Source organism: Nocardiopsis sp. FR4 (genome assembly GCF_009830945.1).
Classification (GTDB): Bacteria; Actinomycetota; Actinomycetes; order Streptosporangiales; family Streptosporangiaceae; genus Nocardiopsis.
Window position 1 is genome coordinate 157,799 of sequence record NZ_VWVV01000004.1, and the last position, 20,181, is coordinate 177,979.

The window sequence follows — 20,181 nt, forward strand, 5'->3', positions numbered from 1 at the left end:
TTCATCCTTGCTCATCTCATCGGCCCGTGACCCCCCGCCACCTGCGCGGGCACCGCTTCCCGTTCCCCCGTGGAGCGGTCGGGGGTCTCGTCCGGGCCCCGGCGAACCGCTATGTTCTGCGCTGACGCTCAACCGGCCGGTCGGCCGGTTCCGAGCCGCCACAGCACCGACGGCCGCCGCCCGGGAGGAACCCTTGCCAGGAGACGTGGATCCCGGCCTCTTCGACCTTCGCCCGCGCGAGACCGCAGGCGCGGCCCTGGAACGGGCGGCGCGGCTGGGGAGCGGGCACGCGTCCGCGCGCGTCGGGTTCCTCCGCCGCTCCTCGGTGTTCCTCCACGACGGGGTGCCGTCGAGCGGTTCGGACACCGTCGACACCGCGGTGTCGGTGCGGGTGCTGCGGGGCGGCGGGACGGGGTTCGCCTCCCTCACCGACCCCACCCCCGGGACCGCGGTGCTCTGCGCGGAGCGCGCTGTGCGCATGGCGGACGCGACCGCGCGGGCCGGGGTCGGCGGCGCGGCCCTGGCGGAGGAGCCGGTGCACCGGGCGACCTGGTGCTCGGAGTACGAGGTGAACCCGTTCGACGTGCCGTCGGGGGACAGGGCTGCGCTCATGGCGGACTGGAGCCGGCGCCTGCTCCGCGTCCCCCCGGTGTCCCACGTCTGGGCGATGCTCGTCGTCACCGAGGAGAACACGTTCTACGCGGACTCGGCGGGGACCGAGACCGCGCAGCGGCGGATACGCATGCACCCCATGCTGGTGGCGGTGGGCACCCACCCGCGCACGGGGGCGTCCGCGAGCCTGCGGACGCTCGGGGGCCCCAGCGGACAGGGCTGGGAGTACCTGGCGGGCACCGACTGGGACTGGGACGCCGAACTCGAGGAACTGCCGGGGCACCTGGAGGCGAAGCTGCACGCGCCCCCCGTCGAACCGGGCCGGTACGACCTGCTCATCGACCCGTCGAACCTCTGGCTGACCCTGCACGAGTCGGTCGGCCACGCCACGGAGCTCGATCGGGTCCTGGGCCACGAGGCCGGGTACGCGGGCACGTCCTTCGTCTCCCCCGACCGCGTGGGGGCGCTGCGCTACGGCTCGGAGCTGATGAACGTCACCGCCGACCGCACGGAGCCGGGCGGGCTGGCGACGGTCGGCTTCGACGACGAGGGCGTGGCCGCCCAGCGCTGGCCCCTGGTGGAGAACGGGGTGCTGACCGGGCTCCAAGTCGACCGGCGCGGCGCGCACACGGTCGGGGCCGACCGGTCCAACGGGTGCGCGTACGCGGAGTCGGCGGCGCACGCGCCGCTCCAGCGCATGCCCAACGTCTCGCTCCAGCCGGTCCCGGGCGGACCGTCGACCGAGGACCTCATCAGCGGGATGGCCGACGGCATCTACGTCGTGGGCGCGGCGGGCTGGTCCATCGACATGCAGCGCCGCAACTTCCAGTTCACCGCCCAGCGGTGCTACCGCGTACGCCGGGGGGAGCTGGCGGGCCAGCTCGGCGGTGTCGCCTACCAGGGGACGACCCTCGACTTCTGGGCCTCGCTGACGGCCGTGGGGGGCACCGGTACGTACCGGCTCTTCGGAGCGGACCTGTGCGCCAAGGGCCAGCCCGTACAGGCCGCCCCGGTCGGCCACGGCTGTCCCGCGGCGCTGTTCGAGGGGGTCCGCGTCCAGCGCACCGCCTGAGCGGGCGGCGCGTCCGCGCACGCAGACGAGGAGGACGAGTGGCCGAACACACGCCCCAGGACACCGCCGAGAGGGTGCTGGCCGACTGCGGCGCCGACGGATGCGTGGTCGTCGTCGAGCGGACGAGCACCGCCTACCTGAGATGGGCGGGGAACACCGTCATCGGGAACGGACACACGGACGAGGGGCGCACGACCGTCGCGGCCCTGCGGGACACACCGGAGGGAACGGCCGCGGGTGTCGTCTCCCGGGGCGGCGTCCGAGGCCTGGACACGGCGGGCATAGCCGAGGACGCACGGCGGGCCTCCTTCCAGAGCATCCCGTCGCGGGACGCGCCCGCCCTGCCCGGCCCGCGGGAGGCGCCCGCCTCCTCCGCCGCGGACTGGGACGCCCCCGTCCCCGGCGTGCTGGAGGACGCCCTGGCGGTCGTTCCCGAGGAGCTGGGGTCCGTCTTCGCCCGGGCGCGGGCCGAGTCCCGACTGCTCTACGGATACGCCGAGCACCGTATCCGCACCACGTATCTGGCGTCCTCCTCCGGAACGCGCCTGCGGCACGTGCAGCCCTCGGCGACCCTGGACCTCACCGTGCGCGCCGCCGACAGTCCCGCCTCGTCCTGGGCGGGGGACAGCGCGTCCGGCGACCCGCTCACGCCCTTCCCCCCGGGCTGGGTCGCGTCCATGGACGACCGCCTGCGCGAACGCCCCTGGCGGAAGGAGCGCTCCGTCCTGCCCCCGGGGCGCTACGAGGTGCTGCTCTCCCCCTCCTGCGTCGCGGACCTCATGCTGCACATGTACCGGAGCATGGACGCGGAGGAGGCTCTGGCGGGGCGCACCGCCTTCGGGCGGCCCGGAGGGGGAACGCGCGTCGGGGAGCGGCTCACCCGGCAGCCGCTGACGCTGCGGAGCGACCCGGGATCGCCGGGCCTGGGATGCGTGCCCTTCGTCGTGGCCCGGGACGCCGAGGGCTCCGTCTTCGACAGCGGGCTCGCCCTGCGGCCCACGGACTGGATCGCGGACGGCACCCTCGGGGCCCTCGTGCGCGACCGCCGGTCGGCCCGGGGCGCCGGCGCCGCGGCCACCCCGAGGACCGACAGCCTGTGCTTGGCGGGCCCGGCGGACGCGCCGTCGCTCGCCGACATGGTGGCCTCCACGGACCGGGCGCTCCTTCTCACCAGCCTGTGGTACCTGCGCCAGGTCGATCCCGGATCGCTGCTTCTGACCGGACTGACACGCGACGGGGTCTACCTGGTCGAGAACGGCGAGATCACGGGCGCGGTCGGGAACTTCCGCTTCGAGGAGAGCCCCCTCGGAATGCTGGACCGCGTGGTCGAGGTGGGCCGGACCGAGCGGACCCTGCCCCGGGAGTGGGGGGACTGCTCCACCCGGACGGCCATGCCCGCCCTGCGCGTGGCCGGTTTCACGATGTCCTCGACGACCACCTCGTCCTAGGCGTGTTCCCTGCCGCCCGGGGCCGGGTGTCACCGTCCTCCGCGGTGGGTGCCTCCGGGTGTGTTCGGCCCGGCTTCCGCGAGCGGTTCGGTGAACAGGGCCCGGAATCCGCGCAGGAGTTCCGGCGACAGGGCGACGACCTTCTGTTCCGGGTAGGGCCGCTCGGGCGGGGGAACGTAGCCGGGCTCCCCCCGCCGGGGCAGGCGCCCTTCGGCGTCCGCCAGGTGGGGGCCGTAGTAGAACCAGCAGATCTGCGCCACCTGCTCCGTGAACAGTACGGGGTGCACGTCTCGCGGATACATCCGCATGTGGCAGTAGGTCGCCCGGAACTCCCCCCGGGGACCGAAGCCGTTGCCGTGCACCACGTGGCCGAAGACGTCGTGTACGGCGCGGAAGACGTCGTTGTGGGTGAACCGCACACCGCCGGACCGGAACGGGGAGGGCTCCCGCATTGGATGCGGGCCTCCGGTTCCCCGCGGGCCGTGCCCGGACCTGGTCAGGTAGACCAGGAGCACGCCCGTGGAGAGCACGCTCCGGCGCAGCTGCCCGGAGTCCGCGTACGGGCTCCCCTCCCCGTGCCAGGGCTCGATCCGCAGACCGGCGTCCAGGAGCGCCCGGAACTGCATGAGGCTCTCGCGCTGAAGGCTGCGGTAGGAGCGGAGGAGCCACGGGGGCGCGGGCGCCGCGGGAGCGCGGTGGAAGCTCTCCGCCACCGCACGGCAGTACTCCTCGTCCCAGTCCAGGCGCGTGCCCGGGAGGCCGCGCAGGCTGCGGCCGGCCCCGGGGAAGCGCCTCTCCACGTAGTCCTCGGCGACCGCCTCGAAGTCGAACCGAACCACGGGACCTCCGCACGGTAGGCGTCCTGGGCGACAGAACATCAATTCACTACATTATTGTATAGCAATTCAGCACAGGACATTGAGCCAGGAGGACTCCCGTGCACACGCTTCCCCCCGGAGCCGAAGACCCGTCCGGCGTCGACGCCCTACTGTCCGCGCTGCCCAAGGTCGAACTGCACCTGCACCTGCTGGGAGCGGCACCGCCCGCGACCGTGGCGGCTCTGGCCCGCCGCAGTCCGCCGTGCGACGTGCCCACCGACACAGCCAGCGTGCGCGACTACTTCTCATTCACCGACTTCGCGCACTTCATCGAGGTGTACACGGCCGTCAACGCCCTCGTGACGAGCGGCGACGACGTCGGGGGGCTGGTGGCCGGCCTGGGCGCGGACCTCGCCGGGCGCGCGGTGCGCTACGCGGAGGTGACCGTCACCCCGCTCTCCCACCTGCGCTCGGGGACGGGGCCGGCCGAACTGGCGCACGCCCTGGCCCGGGGCCGGGACCTGGTCGCGGAGCGACACGGCGTCACCGTCAACTGGATCTTCGACGCCTCCGGGGACGACGGGCCGCAGGGGGCGCTCGACACCGTCGACTGGGTACTCCGGTACCGGCCGGAGGGGACGGTGGGCTTCGGGCTCGGGGGGCCCGAGGCCGGGGCTCCCCGTGCGCTCTTCCGGGAGGCGTTCGACAGGGCCAGGGCCAACGGCTTGCACAGCGTTCCCCACGCCGGGGAGACGACGACCGCCGAAGAGGTCTGGGACGCCGTCCGGCTGCTGGGCGCCGAACGCGTCGGCCACGGGATCCGCGCCGCGGACGACCCGGACCTGGTGGGGTACCTGGCCGAGCACGGCATCCCCCTGGAGGTGTGCCCGACATCGAACCTGCGCACCGGCGCCGTGCCCTCGCTCGCACTGCACCCGCTGCCCGAACTCCTCGAAGCGGGCGTCCCCGTGGTGCTGGGAAGCGACGACCCGGCCATGTTCGACACCGACCTCGACCGCGAGTACCGGCTCTGCCGTGAGCTGTGGGGACTCCCCGCGCCGCGGATACTGGACCTGGCCGAGACGGGCGTGCGCGCGGCGTTCTGCGGGGAGTCCCTGCGCAAGGCGATGCTGGACGACATCGCCAGGCTGCGCGGGGAGTTCGGCGGGGCCGGGGTGAGCGACCTCAGCCCCCCGCCAGGGGCGGAACGATCGTGACCGTCGCGCCGGGTCGGACCGGGGTCGTGGCCCGCTCCCCCCGGGGCACGAACTCCTCGTCCAGGTAGACGTTGAAGTAGCCCAGGGGCTCGCCCTCACCGTCGAGGAGGCGGTGGCGGTAGGCGGGTCGGCTCGCGGCGAAGTCCCGCAGGACCTCGCGCAGGGTGCCCTCGCGGGCCTCGAACCGCGTCTGCCCTCCCTGCGTCCACGCCGACGACAGCACGATCGTGATCATTGTTCCGCTCCTCCTGGCCCGGGGCCTGTCGTGTGCTGGGGACCGGGGCGGTCGCGCGGGGTGCGCGCCCCCGGAGACGGGGCGGTGCGCCCTAGGTGTCCCTGGCGCACCGGAACCCCGTGGCGAAGTTGGACCAGCCGTCCGGGTCTCCGTACATCCGCTCGCAGCACCGCACCTGGTAGCGGAAGTTCATCCAGGAGCCGCCCCGAATCACCCTGTAGCGCCCCATCACCGCGCGCAGCGTGGCGTCGCACTCGGAGGCCTCGTCGTAGAGGTGGGCGACGGTCGAGTTCCACTCGTAGACGTTGCCGGCCATGTCGGAGCAGCCGAAGACGCTGTCCCCGGCGGGTCCGAAGGCCCCCACCGGGGTGGTCTGCGGCATCGGCCCGCTCACGGAGCAGACCGCCTCCCACCACCGCCGCCACTGCTCGGGCGTGTGGAGGGCGCCGGCATGGTACTCCGCCGTGTTGGCGTCGTCCTGTTTCCAGACGTCGCCCCAGGGCCAGATACGGAATCCGGGTCCACGCGCCGCGAACTCCCACTCCGACTCGGTCGGGAGCCGCTTCCCCGCCCACTCCGCGTAGCGGTTCGCGTCCTCGAAGGAAATGTGGACGACGGGGTGGTCCTCGTAGCCCGCGGTCCCGGGCGCATCCCCTCCGGCCGGACGGCGCCAACAGGCCCCCGCGCGCTCCTCCCAGTAGCGGGAGCCGTAGACCATGCCGCGGCCCGCCCGTTCGGCGCTGGTCCGGTAGCCGGTGTCCCGGGCGAACTCGGCGAACTCGGCGACGGTAACGGGGTACTTGTCCATCCAGTACGGCGGCACGGTCTCCGGGCGCTGGGGGACCTCGTCGCGGAACCACTCCCCCGGAAAGGGCTGGCTCTCGCGCTCCAGCCACTCAAGCACCCACGGCGGGGATCCCTTCTGGAACTCCCCGCCCGGCACGTACACCATCTCGCCCATGCAGCAGACCTCGTTCCGTCGAGCAGTACGCCCAAATACTATATTAATATATAGCGAACTTGAACGACGCCCCTCGGAGACGCATCGCGCCGGAGCCCCGGCGGCTCCGGCGCGGACCGAACTAGGCGCCCTTGAGGGAGCGCGAGTAGGCGATCTCGACCTCCCGGGCCCAGAGGGCGCCGCGCTCCGCGGCGCGCTTCTCCAGCTCGGGGGTGAACTCGAACCACTCCGACGTCGGCGCGTCCGGGGTCTCCCCCTTGAGGTAGCTCTCCAGGAAGTCCAGCGGCATCTCCCAGCCGACACCCACGCCCCAGTCCCCCGTCTCCGGGTTGTTGACCAGGAAGGAGTCGCTCACAGAGGCGTGCTCGAGTTCGAGCACGGTGCCACCGCCCCCGGCCTCGGACAGGCGCAGTTCCACGTACGCGACGGGATCGTCTCCGTACTCCCACGTGAGCGCGAGGAGGCTGGGCTCCTCGCACCGCAGGATCTTGCCGCTGGCGTTGCCCTCCAGGGCGAAGTGGCCCCCTTCCCGGAAGTCCCCCGTCGGTTCCATGAACCACCGGTTGATCCGTTTCGGATCGGTGCAGGCGTTCCAGACGTCCTGCACGGGCGCGTCATAGGTACGACGGATCAGCGCGGTGTGGGCCTCCCCCGCGTCGATGGTCCGGCGCCCCACTTCCCGGTGGGTCTCCGCAGAAGAGCTGGCGGCCTCGGTCATCTCTCTCCCCCATTCCTTTCCTGTGGACGGTCGGCGGCCGCCTCGGCGGCCGCCGCCATGTCGCTGACAATTATGCAATCCAGCCTTATATAAGGCAAGGCTAATACTAGGTGCGGACCCGACCCTGTCCCCGGACGCCCACGAACAGGCCCCGCCCGGTCAGCCACCCCTCGTGGAAGTCGACCTCGCACCCGGCGCTGGTGAACGCCTCGCGGTACTCGCCCTCCGTGAACATCATCAGGTACTCCGTCTCCGTGAACGCCCGGACCCCCGAGGCTTCGGCGACGACCCAGTGGGCCTCCAGCCGGGTCGCGCGGCCGGCCCGGGTCGAGTGCGACACACGGGCGATGGTCCGGCCGTCCCGGCGCACGAGGTCCCCCGCGACATGGCCGTCGAGGAAGCGCTCGGGAAACCACCAGGGTTCGACGATGAGCACCCCGCCGGGCACCAGGTGGGCGGCCATCCGCCGCACCGCATCCCTCAGCTCAGCGACGCTCCGTACGTAGTTCACAGAGGTGAACAGGCACGTGACGGCGTCGAAGAGGCGGCCGAGGTCGAAGTCCCGCATGTCCCCGGCGTGGACCGGTACCGACGGCAGCCGCCGGCGCGCCCTGTCCCGCATCGCCTCGGCGGGCTCCAGGCCCTCGGTGTGGTCGAACAGCCCGGAGAGGACCTCCAGGTGCGCTCCGGCCCCGCATCCCACGTCGAGCAGGGAGGAGGAGCCGGGTGCGGCCGAGCGCACGCGCCGGGCCACGTCCTCCGCCTCGGCCTCCCAGTCCTTGCCCCGTGCCCGGTACATGCACTCATAGACGTCGGCGTGCTCCGGGCCGAAGGCCTCGACGGGGCGGGACGGGGACATCGCTCCTCCTTCTTCCGCACCCGGGGAGTCCTCGCGCGGGAATCCCGGGCGGACGGCCAGGGCAGACTCGACGGCACACTACACTACGTCTTTATGTAGTTCCAGGTGCGTACTCAGCGTTGTTTGCGGTTGTAGAAGTACATCGTCGGCGGCGCGAAGAGCAGGATCAGGACCGCGCACGCCGCGAACCCGCTGACCAGCTCTCCCGGTGTGGCCGAACCGTGCATGAGACCGCGCACGACCGTGGCGGCGTGGCTCACGGGGTTGGCCGAGACCACCGGCTCCAGCCAGGACGGCATGGTGGACGGGTCGACGAGGATGTTGCTGCCGAAGACCAGGATGAACTGGAGCGGGAAGGTCGCCCCCTGCACGGCGGTCGGCGTGCGCATCATGACCCCGAACAGCGTCCACACCCACGCCAGGCTGAAGGTGAAGAGCTGGAGGAAGAGCAGGGCCAGGAGTACGCCCACCAGCCCGCCCTCGGGGCGGAAACCGAGCAGCAGGCCGAGGAGCACGGGCACGGCCGAGGCGACGGCGTACCGGACGACGTCGCCCAGCATGGAGCCCACCAGGACCGACGGCCTCCAGACGGGCAGCGACCGGAACCGGTCGAACGTCCCCTTGGCCATGTCCTGGTTGAGCGTGATACCGGTGTACATGCTCGTGAGCGCCACGGCCAGGACGACGACGCCGGGCAGGAAATACTGGAGGTAGTCCGCCGGGGAACCCGACACCGCGCCGCCGAACAGGTACGTGAACAGCAGCGTGAACATGATCGGGAAGATGATCGCGTCGCTGAGCTGGTCGGGTACGTGCTTGATCTTCAGCAGCGCCCGCCAGGCGAAGGCCAGGGACGCGGCCGTGCGCCCCGCGCGGCTCGGGCGCTCGGAACCGATCAGCACCTCGCGCAGCGAGGAGCGGTCGAGGTCGTTGACGGGTGCGGCAGGAGCGCTCATCGGAGGGCCTCCTCTTCCTCGGAACCGACGGTGGTGGTCCTGTGTCCGGTCATGGCGAGGAACGCCTCGTCCAGACTCGGCTGGTCAGCGGTGAACTCGCTCACCTCCACACCCGCGCGCGACAGTTCGGTGATGGCCAGCGCGGCCCGGTCGGGCTCGGATATCGGCACGGACAGCCTCCCCGTCCCCGGATCCCAGGTCGAGTCGACTCCGAAGTGGCGCGCCAGCAGGGCCTCGGCGTCCTCGCGCCGCAACGGGTCGCGGAGGCCGAGGCGCAGGGTGGCCTCCCCCGCGGCCTCCTTGATCTCCGCCGGAGTCCCCTTCGCGACCACCCTGCCCCCGTCGATGAGGGCGATGAAGTGCGCCAGGCGGTCGGCCTCCTCCAGGTTCTGCGTGGTGAGCAGGACCGTGGTCCCGGCCTCGACCATCGCCCGGACGATGTCCCAGACCTGGCTGCGGCTGCGCGGATCGAGGCCGGTGGTCGGCTCGTCCAGGAAGAGCAGGTCGGGGGTGGTCACGATACTGGCCGCGATGTCGATGCGCCGCTTCTCCCCGCCGGAGTAGGTGCGCAGCAGCCGGTCTGCGGCGTCGGCGAGGTCGAACGCCTCGACGAGCTGGTCCGCCCTCCGCCGCGCCGCGCCCCGCCGGAAGCCCCGGAGCAGCGCCGCCAGCACCAGGTTCTCCCTGCCGGTCAGCTCCTCGTCCACGGTGGTCGACTGGCCGGTCAGGCTCACACGGGAGCGGACGGAGTCGGCCTCGGCGACGACGTCGTGCCCCAGCACCCGGGCGGTGCCGGAGTCCGGCCGCGCGAGCGTGCTGAGGAGCCGGACCGTCGTCGTCTTGCCCGCGCCGTTGGGCCCGAGCAGGCCGTAGACGACACCGCGCGGCACGTTCATGTTCAGCCCGTCGACCGCGCGTCGGGAGCCGAAGCCCTTCACCAGGTCCACGGCCTCGATGGCCGGGCCCGAGTCCGAAGTCATGGCCTTCCTCCTCTGGGGTGGTGGGGTGGAGCGGCCCGCACCCTTCCCCGCGGCGCGGTCGCGTCGACCGCGCCGGGGTCGCGGGTCCGGCGGGATGGCGCCCTGATGGCACCCCTGTGCTCATGGACCACAATAGAAGCTTTGGCTTATATAAGTCAATGCTACATTGAACGCGAAGAGCACGTGCGGATACGCGGAGCGACGTCTCCACGACAAACAGTACACCCCTATACACTACAGATTTTTATAGTTATTTTGGGCGTGGTCCCCAACAGGACCTCGACGCCACCATGCGAGGGAAGACATGCGATCGCGCCACATCATGTGCGTCAGTGTCCAGGGACACGGCCACGTCCACCCGTCGCTCGGCCTGGTCCGGGAACTGGTCCGCCGGGGCCACGAGGTCACCTACGTGACCGGCGGGATGTTCGCCGAGGACGTGCGGTCGGCCGGGGCCGACCCGGTCCCCTACACGTCCGTCTTCGACGAGGTCCACGTCCCGGACGTCGTGGAGGAGAGCGACGCCGAGACCCGGATGCACCTGCTCCACCTCCAGGAGAACCTGGCGATCCTCCGCGCGGCGGAGGCCGCGGGCGACGGCTCGCCCCCCGACCTCCTGCTCTACGACGTCTTCCCCTTCATCGCGGGCAGGCTGCTCGCGGGGAGGTGGCGGTGTCCCGCGGTGCGGCTGTCGCCGATCTTCGCCGCCAACGAGCACTACTCCGTCTACGAGGACCTCTGGCGCGGCAACGGCTTCCGCCACCCCGCCGAGGTCGAGGCGTTCGTCCCGGTCATGCGGGAGGTCCTCGCGGAGTCCGGCCGGGGGGACGTGTCCATCAGGGAGTTCTGGGACGAGATCGAGGACCTGAACGTCGTCTTCATCCCCCGGTCGTTCCAGATAGCCGCCGAGACCTTCGATGACCGGTTCGTCTTCGTCGGCCCCTCGGAGCCGCCCGTGACCGAGCCGTCCGGCTGGCGCCCGCCGGAGAACGGAGCGCCGGTGCTCCTGGTCTCCCTGGGCAACCAGTTCAACGAGCACCCGGAGTTCTTCCGCGCGTGCGCCCACGCCCTCGCGGACACCGGGTGGCACGTGGTCCTGGTGATCGGGCAGTTCCTCGACCCGGCGCTGCTGGGCGACCTCCCGCCCGGCACGGAGGTGCACGCCTGGCTTCCGTTCGAGGAGGTCCTCCCCCACGCGTCCGCCTTCGTGACCCAGGGAACGACGGGCGCGGCCATGGACTCCCTCCGCTGGGGGTGCCCCCTCCTCGTGGTCCCGCACTTCGCCACGGAGGCCCGCCCCTCGGCTGACCGCGTCGTCGAACTGGGGCTCGGCCACCGCCTGGAGGCGGACCAGGTGAACGCCCCGGGCATCGCCCGCGCCGTCCTGCGGTTGGCCGGAGACACCGGCGTGGCGGAGCGGGTCGCCTCCATGCGCGCGGACATCGCCGCCTCGGGAGGTGCGGTACGCGCGGCCGACGCCGTGGAGCGGCACCTGGCCCGGGGCGGGGGCACCCCCCGGAACCGCCCCCTCGCCCCGGAAACCGCCGGTCGCCCCCCGACCCCCCCTCAATATCAGCGTTGACTTATATAAGCCCGTTGCTAGACTGGAGCCGTGCATGCTTTCGACGTACTCGGCGACCCGGTCCGCCGCCGCATCCTCGACCTGCTGGCCGACGGCGAACTGGCGGCGGGCAAGGTCGGCGCGGTCATCCAGGAGGAGTTCGGGATCTCGCAGCCCGCCGTGTCCCAACACCTGCGGGTCCTCAGGGAGAACGGTTTCACGACCGTTCGCGCCGCCGGGGCCCAACGACTCTACGCCGTTGACCCCTCTCCGCTTAAGGACGTCGACATGTGGCTGGAACGCTACAGGAAGTTCTGGAACCAGCGGCTCGACGCGCTCGGGACCGAACTGACCCGCGGAGCACGCGAACGCCGCCTGCGGCGTGAGTCCTCCGACCCCGACGCGGCGGTGCCCTCCTCCGAGGACGCCGCGCGGCGGGAGGACCACGGAGGGGAGGAGTAGGGCCCCGCGGGACCGCCGCGGCCGCCTGGCGGGCACCGGTCGCGCCCCGGCGGCCGCTCAGCCCTCCTCGGTGTAGGAGTTGCTCGCGTACCACTGGCCGCGCCCGCCCGGCAGGAGGTCCAGGACCTGCCAGACGGGGGAGAGCAGGTCGATACCCCGCTCCGTCAGCGTTCGCGAGAGCTCCGGACGGGCGCTGTAGAAGTGGCGCACCGCACCGTCCTCCCTCACGAAGACGGACACCCCAGGAGCCTGGGCGCCCTCCCGCGTCTCCGCTCCGAAGTCGCGGTTGAAGGTGGAGTGTCGGCTGGACAGCAGCCGCAGGCCGTCCCAGCCGCGGAGCGCGCCCCAGCGGCGCAGCTCGGCCGCTCCCGCCTTGGCCACGACCGCGAAGGCCGTGTGCTGTTCCAGGTGGGCCGCGACACCCCGGAAACCGTCGACCCACATCGAACACATGGGGCACGCCTGCCCGCTCCCCGGCTCGAACATCAGGTGGTAGACGACGAGCGTGTCGTGGCGGCCGAAGAGGTCGGCCAGAGGGGTGGTGACGATCCCGCCCTCGCGGGACAGGTCGGCCGACCCCTCCTCGAAGACGTACCCGTCCGCGCTCGCGCCCCGCGGCAGTTCCCGCCGGGCCGCGGCCACGCTCTCGGCGAGGCGGGACAGCTCCCGCTCCCGCTCCAGCAGCGCGCGGCGCGCGGCCACGTACTCGGGGCCGGCTCCGGACGGCCACAGCACGATGTCGTTGTCCTCATCCACGAACCCTCCAGAGTCCCTCTGACGCCCGGTCGGCTGGCTTGTCTTTCCGGTACCGGCAAGGCCTCGCCGCGGCAGGCTGACGACAGTCACGCCGACCCGCAGCCCGGATAGGGGAAGATACCAACTTCCCGGCGTTCCCGGGCCGCTTTCCGGTCCCGCCGGGGAGGTCCGCCGCATGTTCCCCCTGACACCCCAGGCGTCCGCATGCTACGATTTTAGTATATATTTTTAAATTTATGATTCGGTTCGGGGTGCCGTTCGCCCCCGAGGAAGCGAAGGAGGGGACATGACCCGTCCTCCACACCCGGGAGCACCGCGTCTCCTCGACGGCGGCCTGGCCACCGAGCTCGCGCGCTCCGGCGAACCGGTGGCAGAACCCTGGTGGACCAACAAGCCCCTCATGGTGGGGGCCAAGCGCGAGCGGCTCAAGCGGATCCACGGGGACTTCCTGACCGCCGGGGCGGACGTGCTCACCGCCAACACCTTCCGGTGCAACCTCCGGGCCCTGGACAGGCTGGGCTTCGATCCGAGCGCCGGGATGGCGTGGATGGTCCACGCGGCGGTGGGAGCCGCCGAGGCCGCGGCGAGGGATCGTCCGGACGCGGAGGTGGTCGGGTCCATCGGCCCCGTCGAGGACTGCTACCGCCCCGACGCGGTCCCCTCCGACGACGACCGTCTGCGCGCGGAGCACCGCTGGCTGGCCACCGAGCTCAGGCGCTGCGGGATCCGGACCTTCCTCGTGGAGACGATGAACACGGTGAGGGAGGCCCGGATCGCGGTGGAGGAGGTCGTCGCGGTGGGCGGCGTGCCGTGGGTCGGGTTCGTCTGCGGGGACGGCGCCGCGCTGCTGTCCGGCGAGCCCCTGGCCGCCGCGGCCGAGGCGGTCGGGGAGGCCGGGGCCGAACTGGTCTGCGTCAACTGCACCGATGTCGGACGCACCGAGACCGCCCTGCGTTCTCTGCGCGCGTCGTTCTCAGGCGCGATCGGCGCCTACCCGAACATCGAGGACCGCCGCCCCGGGACGCCTCCGGGCGAGGGGCCCCTGCCGACCGCGGTCACACCCGCCGCCTTCGCCGACACCCTGACGCGCTGGCACGGGGAGTTCGGACTCGCGCTCCTCGGGGGCTGCTGCGGAACGTCTCCCGCGCACACCGCGGCCCTGGGGCGCGCGCTGCGCGGGGAGCCCGCTGCCGCCGCCCGCGGCGCGGCGGGCTGAGCGGGCCCGGCCCCGGGCCCGGGACGGGCCCGGGGCTCAGGCGGAGAAGAGCCCCTTGTTCAGCATCGGCTTGGCCGTCTCCTGGAAGTCGATGCCGGGATGCAGGTCCCGGATGGTCCCCTCGATGACCAGCAGCGAGAGCAGCGGGAAGACGAGCTCCGGGGCGGCGTGCACCCCGTGTCTGCGCTGGAGGTCGAACATCTCGGTGGCGAAGGCGATCAGGCTGAACTCACGCGCCGGGAGCCCGTGGCTGCGGTGGACCAGGTCCGCCATGAGCGCCGTGAAGCCCTCCAGGTCGGCGTCCTCCCCCAGCCCGGAGGAGCTCTCCACGACGATCTCGGCGCAGCGGGTACCGCGCCCGACCGCCATGTTCATGAAGAACTCCGCGAAGAGCCGGCGCAGGCGGTCCGACAGCTGGACGCTGAACCCGGCGTCGAGCACGACCACCTCGCCCGCCTCCGTGAAGTACAGGTTGCCCCGGTGCAGGTCGCAGTGGACGAAACCGTCGACGAACAGCATCCGGTAGATGGCCTCCAGAGCGGACTCGGCGAAGCGCCTGCGCAGTACTGGCGGGCACCGCTCGGCCGTACGGATGTCGAGGTCCGGGACGAACTCCATCACGATGCAGCGCGGTCGGCACAGCTCCGCGTGCACCCTCGGGGCGCGGACGCGCCGCACGGCGGCGAGGTCGCGCCGCAGCCGCTGGAGCGCCTCCGCTTCCCGGGGGAAGTCCAGTTGGCCCAGGACGGCCTCGGTGACCTGGCCCACGACCTGGACGACCGGCATCCCGGAGAGGAGGGGCAGCCGGGCGGCAAGCGCCGACCCCCGGCGCATGAGCCGGAGGTCGCGCTCCATGACGGCGGCGATCCCGGGACGCTGGACCTTGAGCGCGACCGCGCCGCCGGACTCGCTGACCGCGCGGTAGACGCAGGCGATGCTGCCTCCGGCGACCGGTCGGAAGTCGACGTCGCGGAACAGGACCCGCAGGTCGTCCCCGTAGATGTCGCGCAGGACCCTCTCGCTGCGCGCCTCGTCCAGTGGGGCGACGTCGTCCTGGAGGCGGGCGAGCTCGTCGCAGAGGGAGGGCGAGAGCACGTCCCGGCGGGTTCCGAGGACCTGGCCCACCTTCACGAACGCCGGACCCAGCCTCACCAGCAGCCCGACCATCCGCCGGTTGAACCTCCGGCGGCCGCTCCCGCGGCCCGCGACCGCGGCGGCGGCCGCTCCCTCCACCAGCGCCGCCGGGACCGCGACCGCCGCGGTGGCGACCACCCGCACCGCCCGGAGCAGGTCCTCGAATCCGTGTGCCACAGGTTCCCCTCAGCGTCCGGCGCCGCGGCCCGCCGAGCGCCGGAAGCCCGGCAGTTCGACCGCACGCAGCTGCAGTGTGTCGTAATCGCAGTACCAGTGGAGCCTCCCGTCCCAGGTGAGGGCGCTCGGGCGCCCCCACACGGAGACGGTGACGCGTTCGTGGTGGCCGCCTGCGTCCAGCAGGGTCAGACGCCCGCGGCGCTGGTCGGCGTAGGTGACGTAGCCGTCGGAGACCGTCACACCGGTGGGGCGTCCGCCCACCGGCACACTCTCCACCAGCGAGAGGTCGTCGAGCGAGCGGAAGTCGAGGACGCCGAGGTCCCCGTAGCTCATCCAGAGGCCGTCGCGGCCGGCCTCGATACCGGACACGGAGTGGCCCGGGCGGGGGTTGGGCGCCTCGTCCAGGGTGGCCCCGGTTCCCGGGTCCAGCAGGCGCAGCCGGTCCTCCTCCCCCACGATCTGGAGCAGTGCTCCCCGGACCGTGGTGAGGTCGGTGCTGATGTCGTCGCAGGAGATCTGGTGGATGACCTGCCCGGTGTGCGGGTCCACCGCGCTGATGCGCCGGGTGAAGCCCTCGGAGAACCACAGGAACTGGCCGAACCAGGTCAGACCGCACGGGGTCAGCGCGTTGACCGGCAGATCCCGGACGATACCGGCCAGGATGGTCATGTCCTCTCCTTCCGGCGGACGATTCCGCAGTCCAGCCGCCACTCGGCGACGTCACGTACCGACTCCGGCCGGTGCAGCCTCACGCCGAGCACGTCCCCCGGGGCCACGGCGGTGTGGCGCAGGGGCCAAATCCACACGGCCCAGTTGCAGCCGGGGTAGGACGGGAAGTTCGACAGGCTCACACCGGGTGTGAACGCCGCGGTGAACGATCCCATGACGGCGTGCAGCGTGCCGGGGCGGGTGATCGGCAGCTCGTGCACCTCGCCGGAGGCGGACGGGGCCTTGGCCCCCAGGTCGGCCGTGACCGCGGGCACGCTGCGGCTCAGCGGCAGCGGGTCGCGCTGGAAGAAGTGCAGTTGCGGCCCCGGAGCCGCGTGCTCCTGGACCGCCCTCAGGTCGTAACCGAGGAAGTCCTCCGACCAGACGCCCCAGCCCTCCCCGTCGAACTGGATCGCCGTGAGGTCGGTGGTGAGCCTCCCCGGGACGACGCGCCCTCCCTCCGCGAGGTTGTCCGCCGCGAACTCGGCGAACGTCTCGGGCATCTCCTCCTCAGGGCCCAGGTTGCCCATCAGCTCGCCCACCACCACGTCCGCCGGGACCGGCAGCCGTACCTTGCGGGCGTCGCCCCGGACGACGGTGAGCCGGTCCGCGAGTCCGTTGCTCTCGGCGATGCGCGCGGCCATGGCCGCGGTGTCCGGGTCGCCCTCCACCGCGAACACGTGCCCCGCCCCGTGTCGCAGGGCCAGGAAGCTCAGGGCGAGCATGCCCGCGCCGAGGTCGGCGACCACGTCCCCGGGGTTGATCGACTCCCGCAGGGCCAGGTCGTAGGCGCGCAACCGCTCCCCGTCGGAGAGCATCACCTGGTGCATCAGCAGTGTCCGGCCGTCCACCGGGCCTCCTGTCGACGGGCCCCTTCCGGCCCCGTGGGGCCGGAAGGGGCGGGCTGCCACGGGATCAGATGTTGACGGCGGCGTGCTCGCCGACGACAGCCTCACGCATGACGAGCCGGAGCCCGCTCAGGCGGGCCTTGGCCTCGTCCTCCGTGGTGAGGAGCGCGGCGTCGGAGCCGACCATGGTCAGCTCCGTGCCCTCCGGGTCGAGGTCGGAGAGCTTTCCGGAGACGTGCACCGGGTTCGCGGCGTACAGGACGCCGCGAGGGGTGACGAGCTCGAACTCGGCGTCGATGTGCAGGTCGCCGGGGTAGCGGACACCGCTGAGGCTGCTCTCGGTACCGTCACCCAGGCTGCCCCCGGAGGGACGGGGCCAGCTGGCCCGCAGCATGACCCTGCCGCCGAGCTCCTCGCAGTGGCCGACCAGGGCCGTCCTGGCCAGCTGGGCGAGGACTCCGGTGCCCTCGTCGTGCTTCTCCGGGCCGAAGAGGAGGATCTCGGCTCCCGCGGCCAGCTTGTGGTCGCCGGCGAGCTCCACCCGGACCGTCCGGCCGTCGACCTCCAGCTCCAGCTGGCCCTCCATCGAGACCTGCATGATCATCGAGGGGTCGACCAGCATGGACATGCAGGCGGCGGGGCTGTCGGCGAAGAAGACCGTCGGAGTCGTGCCGATCGGCTGGTTGTCGTCGGTCGAGGGGTACCAGGCCTCGGGCAGCGTGGTGCCCCGCACCACGCCCGGGGACTGGACGAGCTCCATCTGCTGGTCGCCGCGCGGGTAGCCCAGGTAGGGCCGGCCCAGCGGCTTCTGGAAGGGCGGCACCGAGTCGACGACACCGTAGATGTCGATGACGTTGCGGTGCACCAGCCGCATGGTGCTGGTCTCCAGGATGCCGAAGCGGCGGATGTGGAACTCGGCGGGGAAGTTGGTGCCCGGTGCGATCTGCCGCACGTGCCCGGTGTTCGGCAGCATCGGGTTCGAGAGGATCTGGATCCTGTCGTTCAGCTCGTAGCTGAATCCCTTGATGCCCACCTCGGGCGCGCTGATCAGCTCGGTGTCGAACTCCGCGTGCCCCTTGGCGTCCACGCGGTGCTCGAAGCCCGGCATGGGCCACTTGTTCATCTGGACGAAGCCGGAGAGGTTGATGGTCTCCCGCTTGCCGCCGTAGTAGTCATCGCCGTAGACGATGGTCGCGGCGGCCAGGATGTGCGGTCGGATCGGCTTCGGGGCCAGATCCAGGGATTCGTAGTTTTCCATGGCCATTGAGGACCTCCTACTCGATGCGCCGCCGATCGGCAGCGGAGTGCATCGGCTTCAGAAACTATATTTTTTTCAAGTAATGGTCAACACTCACCCCCGTACCGGAAGACTGTTCTCACCCGGCGGTAAGAGGGGTCCGTGCCGTTCCGGGCAGCACGAAGCGGGCGGCCACGGCGGTGGCCGCCCGCGGGGCGCTGTGAGGGGGAGTTCAGCCCGCCCGGACCCGTTCCTCCCTCACGGCGCGGAGCTCGAACGCCTCGGCCGCGGTGCTGAGCGCCTCCCGGCAGCCGCGCACGGTCGGCTCCACCGCGACCACCAGGGCGTAGCGCCCCCAGACGTGGCCCTCCGGAGGGGGCGCCACCCGCGCGCCGGGAGGGACGGTCGGGGTCGCGAGCACGACGGAGGAGGGCAGGGACGAGCGCCTGACCACGACGCGCTCCACGGTCAGTGCCCGGTCCGGGTAGAGGAAGCGCACCCCGGCGGCCCTTCGGCGGAGGGGTGCCGGCTCCGGCTCTCTTCCGAGCGCGATCTCGGCCGCGATCCTGGCGGCGTCGATACCGGTGGCGGCCTCACCGAGGAAGGGGATGAGGTCGCCCCCCAGCCGGCAGTTGACCTCGATGACCCGCCATTCCCCGTTCGGGCCGCGGCGCAGCTCCGTGTGTGTCATGCCGGTGGTGAAGCCCAGGGCCCGGTGCGCGCGCCCGAGCACGTCGCGCAGGCCCGGGTCCGAGAGCAGGGGGTCGGCCCCGTCCACCGTGTGGCCGGTCTCCTCGAAGTAGGGCGGGAAACCGCTCTGCTTGCGCGCGACGAACAGGGGGAGCACCCGCCCGTTCACACAGGCGGAGTCGACGCTGATCTCGGGTCCCTCGACGCACTGCTCGACGAGCACGCCCGCCTCGTAGTGCCGCGCTATCGGGACGTGCGCGGCACGGGCGTGCGCGTAGGCGCCCTCCACCTCCTCGGCGGAGTCGGCCCGCACCACCCCCATACTCGCGCCCAGCGCCCGGGGCTTGAAGACGACCGGGAAGCCGATGCGCGGGGCGGCGCGGGCCGCGTGCTGGGGGGAGAGGAGGAGGGCCGACCTCGGCTGGGGGACGCCCGCGGCCCCGAGCAGCACACGGGTCCTGTACTTGTCACGGCACCGGTCGACCACGTCCGCGGACACGCCCGGAAGCCCCAGGTCCGCGGCGATCCGGGCGCTGTTCTCCATCTTCAGCTCGTCCCAGCACAGCACTCCGCCGACCGGGCGCCTCCGGGCGACCCGGCGCGCCGCCGCGATCAGGGCCGGCGCGTCGGAGGTGTCGACCACGGTGCTGCCGACGAGGTACTCGTCCTCCCAGGTGGTCTCGCGCTCGGCGAGCAGCCACACATCCGCCACCCGGGCGACGCTGCGCAGCAGGTACCCCCGGTAGTGCTCGAAGACGACGCCCACCAGCAGGATCGTCGGCCGGCCACCCGTCCCCGCCGCGGCGCCGCTCATCCCCGGTCCCCGTTCCGCGCCGTTCCGGGCAGGATCGCGCGCAGCGCCCTCCCCGGGAAGTCGCAGTACCACAGCAGCCGCCCGTCCCACGCCATCCCGGTGGGATTGCCCACAGCCGGGGCGCTGAAGACCTTCCGCTCCGTCAGGACGTCGTACCCGCGGATGACCTTCTCCTCGTAGTCGCTGTAGAAGACGGTCCCGTCCGCGTAGGTGAGCCCCGACGGATTCCCCTCGACGGGGAACTCCCGTAGGACCGTCATGGTGGCGAAGTCCCGCAACTGGACCACGGGAGGCCTGCGGAGACACATCCACACACCCTCGGGTCCGGCCTCGGTGCCGCACAGGCGACCGTTGGAGGGGCGGACGGCCTTGCGTCCCGTCACCTCGCCGGTGCCCGGGTCGATCAGCAGCAGCCTCTTGGGCCGCTCCCCGACCTGGCAGACCAGGCCGTCGACGAAGGCCAGGTCCGCACGGGCCCCGGGACAGCTGTGACGCGCGAGGACCCGGCCGTCGGCCGGGTCGAGGGCGTAGAGCTCCCCCGCCCGCTGGTCGGAGTGCCAGAACCGCCCGCCGTCCCAGGTCAGTCCGCACAGGTAGGTCCCCGGCACGGGCAGGGAGGCGACCACCGGCCCGCCGTCGGTGTGCTGTGTCGTCATGGCGTCCGCTCCGTTCGGTGCCGGCCCCCCCGGACGCGGTGCCCGG

The 20,181-nt window shown here is 72.2% G+C and carries 20 protein-coding genes; 6 read left to right on the forward strand and 14 right to left on the reverse strand.

The annotated features are described in order from the left end of the window. Positions 1 to 193 precede the first annotated feature (193 nt). Both FYW95_RS07120 and FYW95_RS07125 read left to right on the forward strand, forming a co-directional pair. Entirely contained in the window at positions 194 to 1,684 is a 1,491-nt protein-coding gene (locus FYW95_RS07120; RefSeq protein ID WP_159942000.1) for a TldD/PmbA family protein, read from the forward strand. Between the two features lie 38 nt (positions 1,685 to 1,722). Next, positions 1,723 to 3,132, forward strand: a complete 1,410-nt coding sequence (locus tag FYW95_RS07125; protein WP_159941999.1) for a metallopeptidase TldD-related protein — start codon at positions 1,723 to 1,725, stop codon at positions 3,130 to 3,132. Between the two features lie 29 nt (positions 3,133 to 3,161). Here FYW95_RS07125 and FYW95_RS07130 read toward each other — a convergent pair whose 3' ends face one another. After that, positions 3,162 to 3,971, reverse strand: coding sequence for a crotonobetainyl-CoA--carnitine CoA-transferase (locus FYW95_RS07130; protein WP_201294741.1), 810 nt, complete (start codon positions 3,969 to 3,971; stop codon positions 3,162 to 3,164). 98 nt (positions 3,972 to 4,069) lie between these two features. Here FYW95_RS07130 and add point away from each other — a divergent pair, with 98 nt between their 5' ends. Beyond that, the gene (add, locus tag FYW95_RS07135; RefSeq protein WP_159941998.1) at positions 4,070 to 5,167 is read left to right on the forward strand and encodes an adenosine deaminase; all 1,098 of its coding nucleotides are present in this window, start codon (positions 4,070 to 4,072) and stop codon (positions 5,165 to 5,167) included. Here the strand turns inward: add and FYW95_RS07140 are convergent. From FYW95_RS07140 to FYW95_RS07165, 6 genes are all read right to left on the reverse strand, one after another. Then, complete coding sequence (locus FYW95_RS07140; RefSeq protein ID WP_159941997.1) at positions 5,136 to 5,402, reverse strand: MoaD/ThiS family protein; 267 nt, start codon at positions 5,400 to 5,402, stop codon at positions 5,136 to 5,138. The two genes, add and FYW95_RS07140, sit on opposite strands and share 32 nt — an antisense overlap. Positions 5,403 to 5,493: 91 nt before the next feature. Beyond that, a complete protein-coding gene (locus FYW95_RS07145; RefSeq protein ID WP_159941996.1) occupies positions 5,494 to 6,363 on the reverse strand; it encodes a formylglycine-generating enzyme family protein in 870 nt (289 codons plus the stop codon). A 121-nt stretch (positions 6,364 to 6,484) separates the two neighbouring features. Beyond that, positions 6,485 to 7,081 (reverse strand): SRPBCC family protein, encoded by a 597-nt coding sequence (locus tag FYW95_RS07150; protein WP_159941995.1) that lies wholly within the window; start codon positions 7,079 to 7,081, stop codon positions 6,485 to 6,487. Between the two features lie 106 nt (positions 7,082 to 7,187). After that, positions 7,188 to 7,940, reverse strand: coding sequence for a class I SAM-dependent methyltransferase (locus FYW95_RS07155; RefSeq protein WP_159941994.1), 753 nt, complete (start codon positions 7,938 to 7,940; stop codon positions 7,188 to 7,190). 113 nt (positions 7,941 to 8,053) lie between these two features. Continuing rightward, positions 8,054 to 8,896 carry an ABC transporter permease gene (locus FYW95_RS07160; protein WP_159941993.1) on the reverse strand — a complete coding sequence of 281 codons (843 nt, stop codon included), beginning with the start codon at positions 8,894 to 8,896 and terminating at the stop codon, positions 8,054 to 8,056. Further along, a complete protein-coding gene (locus FYW95_RS07165; protein WP_159941992.1) occupies positions 8,893 to 9,876 on the reverse strand; it encodes an ATP-binding cassette domain-containing protein in 984 nt (327 codons plus the stop codon). Before FYW95_RS07165 ends, FYW95_RS07160 begins: the two co-directional genes overlap by 4 nt. Before the next feature lie 304 nt (positions 9,877 to 10,180). Here FYW95_RS07165 and FYW95_RS07170 point away from each other — a divergent pair, with 304 nt between their 5' ends. After that, entirely contained in the window at positions 10,181 to 11,458 is a 1,278-nt protein-coding gene (locus tag FYW95_RS07170; protein ID WP_159941991.1) for a macrolide family glycosyltransferase, read from the forward strand. A gap of 30 nt (positions 11,459 to 11,488) precedes the next feature. Then, entirely contained in the window at positions 11,489 to 11,899 is a 411-nt protein-coding gene (locus FYW95_RS07175) for an ArsR/SmtB family transcription factor (protein WP_159941990.1), read from the forward strand. 57 nt (positions 11,900 to 11,956) lie between these two features. Here FYW95_RS07175 and FYW95_RS07180 read toward each other — a convergent pair whose 3' ends face one another. Further along, positions 11,957 to 12,655, reverse strand: coding sequence for a DUF899 family protein (locus tag FYW95_RS07180; RefSeq protein WP_201294742.1), 699 nt, complete (start codon positions 12,653 to 12,655; stop codon positions 11,957 to 11,959). 286 nt (positions 12,656 to 12,941) lie between these two features. On the opposite strand from FYW95_RS07180, the gene FYW95_RS07185 reads away from it, so the two are divergent. Further along, positions 12,942 to 13,871 (forward strand): homocysteine S-methyltransferase family protein, encoded by a 930-nt coding sequence (locus FYW95_RS07185; protein WP_159941988.1) that lies wholly within the window; start codon positions 12,942 to 12,944, stop codon positions 13,869 to 13,871. 36 nt (positions 13,872 to 13,907) lie between these two features. Here the strand turns inward: FYW95_RS07185 and FYW95_RS07190 are convergent, their stop codons facing one another. The 6 genes from FYW95_RS07190 to FYW95_RS07215 all read right to left on the reverse strand — a co-directional run bounded on the left by FYW95_RS07190 (position 13,908) and on the right by FYW95_RS07215 (position 20,135). Continuing rightward, the gene (locus FYW95_RS07190) at positions 13,908 to 15,182 is read right to left on the reverse strand and encodes an ABC1 kinase family protein (protein WP_201294743.1); all 1,275 of its coding nucleotides are present in this window, start codon (positions 15,180 to 15,182) and stop codon (positions 13,908 to 13,910) included. Positions 15,183 to 15,191: 9 nt separating this feature from the next. Further along, complete coding sequence (locus tag FYW95_RS07195; RefSeq protein WP_159941987.1) at positions 15,192 to 15,851, reverse strand: NHL repeat-containing protein; 660 nt, start codon at positions 15,849 to 15,851, stop codon at positions 15,192 to 15,194. Continuing rightward, on the reverse strand, positions 15,848 to 16,741 hold the full coding sequence (locus FYW95_RS07200) for a 50S ribosomal protein L11 methyltransferase (RefSeq protein WP_159941986.1): 894 nt from the start codon (positions 16,739 to 16,741) through the stop codon (positions 15,848 to 15,850). Before FYW95_RS07200 ends, FYW95_RS07195 begins: the two co-directional genes overlap by 4 nt. A 64-nt stretch (positions 16,742 to 16,805) precedes the next feature. Further along, the gene (locus tag FYW95_RS07205; RefSeq protein ID WP_159941985.1) at positions 16,806 to 18,002 is read right to left on the reverse strand and encodes a DUF6004 family protein; all 1,197 of its coding nucleotides are present in this window, start codon (positions 18,000 to 18,002) and stop codon (positions 16,806 to 16,808) included. 205 nt (positions 18,003 to 18,207) lie between these two features. Further along, positions 18,208 to 19,479, reverse strand: coding sequence for an ATP-grasp domain-containing protein (locus FYW95_RS07210; protein ID WP_159941984.1), 1,272 nt, complete (start codon positions 19,477 to 19,479; stop codon positions 18,208 to 18,210). Further along, the gene (locus FYW95_RS07215) at positions 19,476 to 20,135 is read right to left on the reverse strand and encodes an NHL repeat-containing protein (RefSeq protein WP_159941983.1); all 660 of its coding nucleotides are present in this window, start codon (positions 20,133 to 20,135) and stop codon (positions 19,476 to 19,478) included. Before FYW95_RS07215 ends, FYW95_RS07210 begins: the two co-directional genes overlap by 4 nt. Positions 20,136 to 20,181: the final 46 nt, after the last annotated feature.

Bases quoted from the DNA above. Each gene is read 5' to 3' on its own strand.
- FYW95_RS07140 (WP_159941997.1), bottom strand. From the start codon at position 5,402: ATGATCACGATCGTGCTGTCGTCGGCGTGGACGCAGGGAGGGCAGACG.
- FYW95_RS07145 (WP_159941996.1), bottom strand. From the start codon at position 6,363: ATGGGCGAGATGGTGTACGTGCCGGGCGGGGAGTTCCAGAAGGGATCC.
- FYW95_RS07150 (WP_159941995.1), bottom strand. From the start codon at position 7,081: ATGACCGAGGCCGCCAGCTCTTCTGCGGAGACCCACCGGGAAGTGGGG.
- FYW95_RS07155 (WP_159941994.1), bottom strand. From the start codon at position 7,940: ATGTCCCCGTCCCGCCCCGTCGAGGCCTTCGGCCCGGAGCACGCCGAC.
- FYW95_RS07160 (WP_159941993.1), bottom strand. From the start codon at position 8,896: ATGAGCGCTCCTGCCGCACCCGTCAACGACCTCGACCGCTCCTCGCTG.
- FYW95_RS07165 (WP_159941992.1), bottom strand. From the start codon at position 9,876: ATGACTTCGGACTCGGGCCCGGCCATCGAGGCCGTGGACCTGGTGAAG.
- FYW95_RS07170 (WP_159941991.1), top strand. From the start codon at position 10,181: ATGCGATCGCGCCACATCATGTGCGTCAGTGTCCAGGGACACGGCCAC.
- FYW95_RS07185 (WP_159941988.1), top strand. From the start codon at position 12,942: ATGACCCGTCCTCCACACCCGGGAGCACCGCGTCTCCTCGACGGCGGC.
- FYW95_RS07195 (WP_159941987.1), bottom strand. From the start codon at position 15,851: ATGACCATCCTGGCCGGTATCGTCCGGGATCTGCCGGTCAACGCGCTG.
- FYW95_RS07205 (WP_159941985.1), bottom strand. From the start codon at position 18,002: ATGGCCATGGAAAACTACGAATCCCTGGATCTGGCCCCGAAGCCGATC.
- FYW95_RS07210 (WP_159941984.1), bottom strand. From the start codon at position 19,479: ATGAGCGGCGCCGCGGCGGGGACGGGTGGCCGGCCGACGATCCTGCTG.
- FYW95_RS07215 (WP_159941983.1), bottom strand. From the start codon at position 20,135: ATGACGACACAGCACACCGACGGCGGGCCGGTGGTCGCCTCCCTGCCC.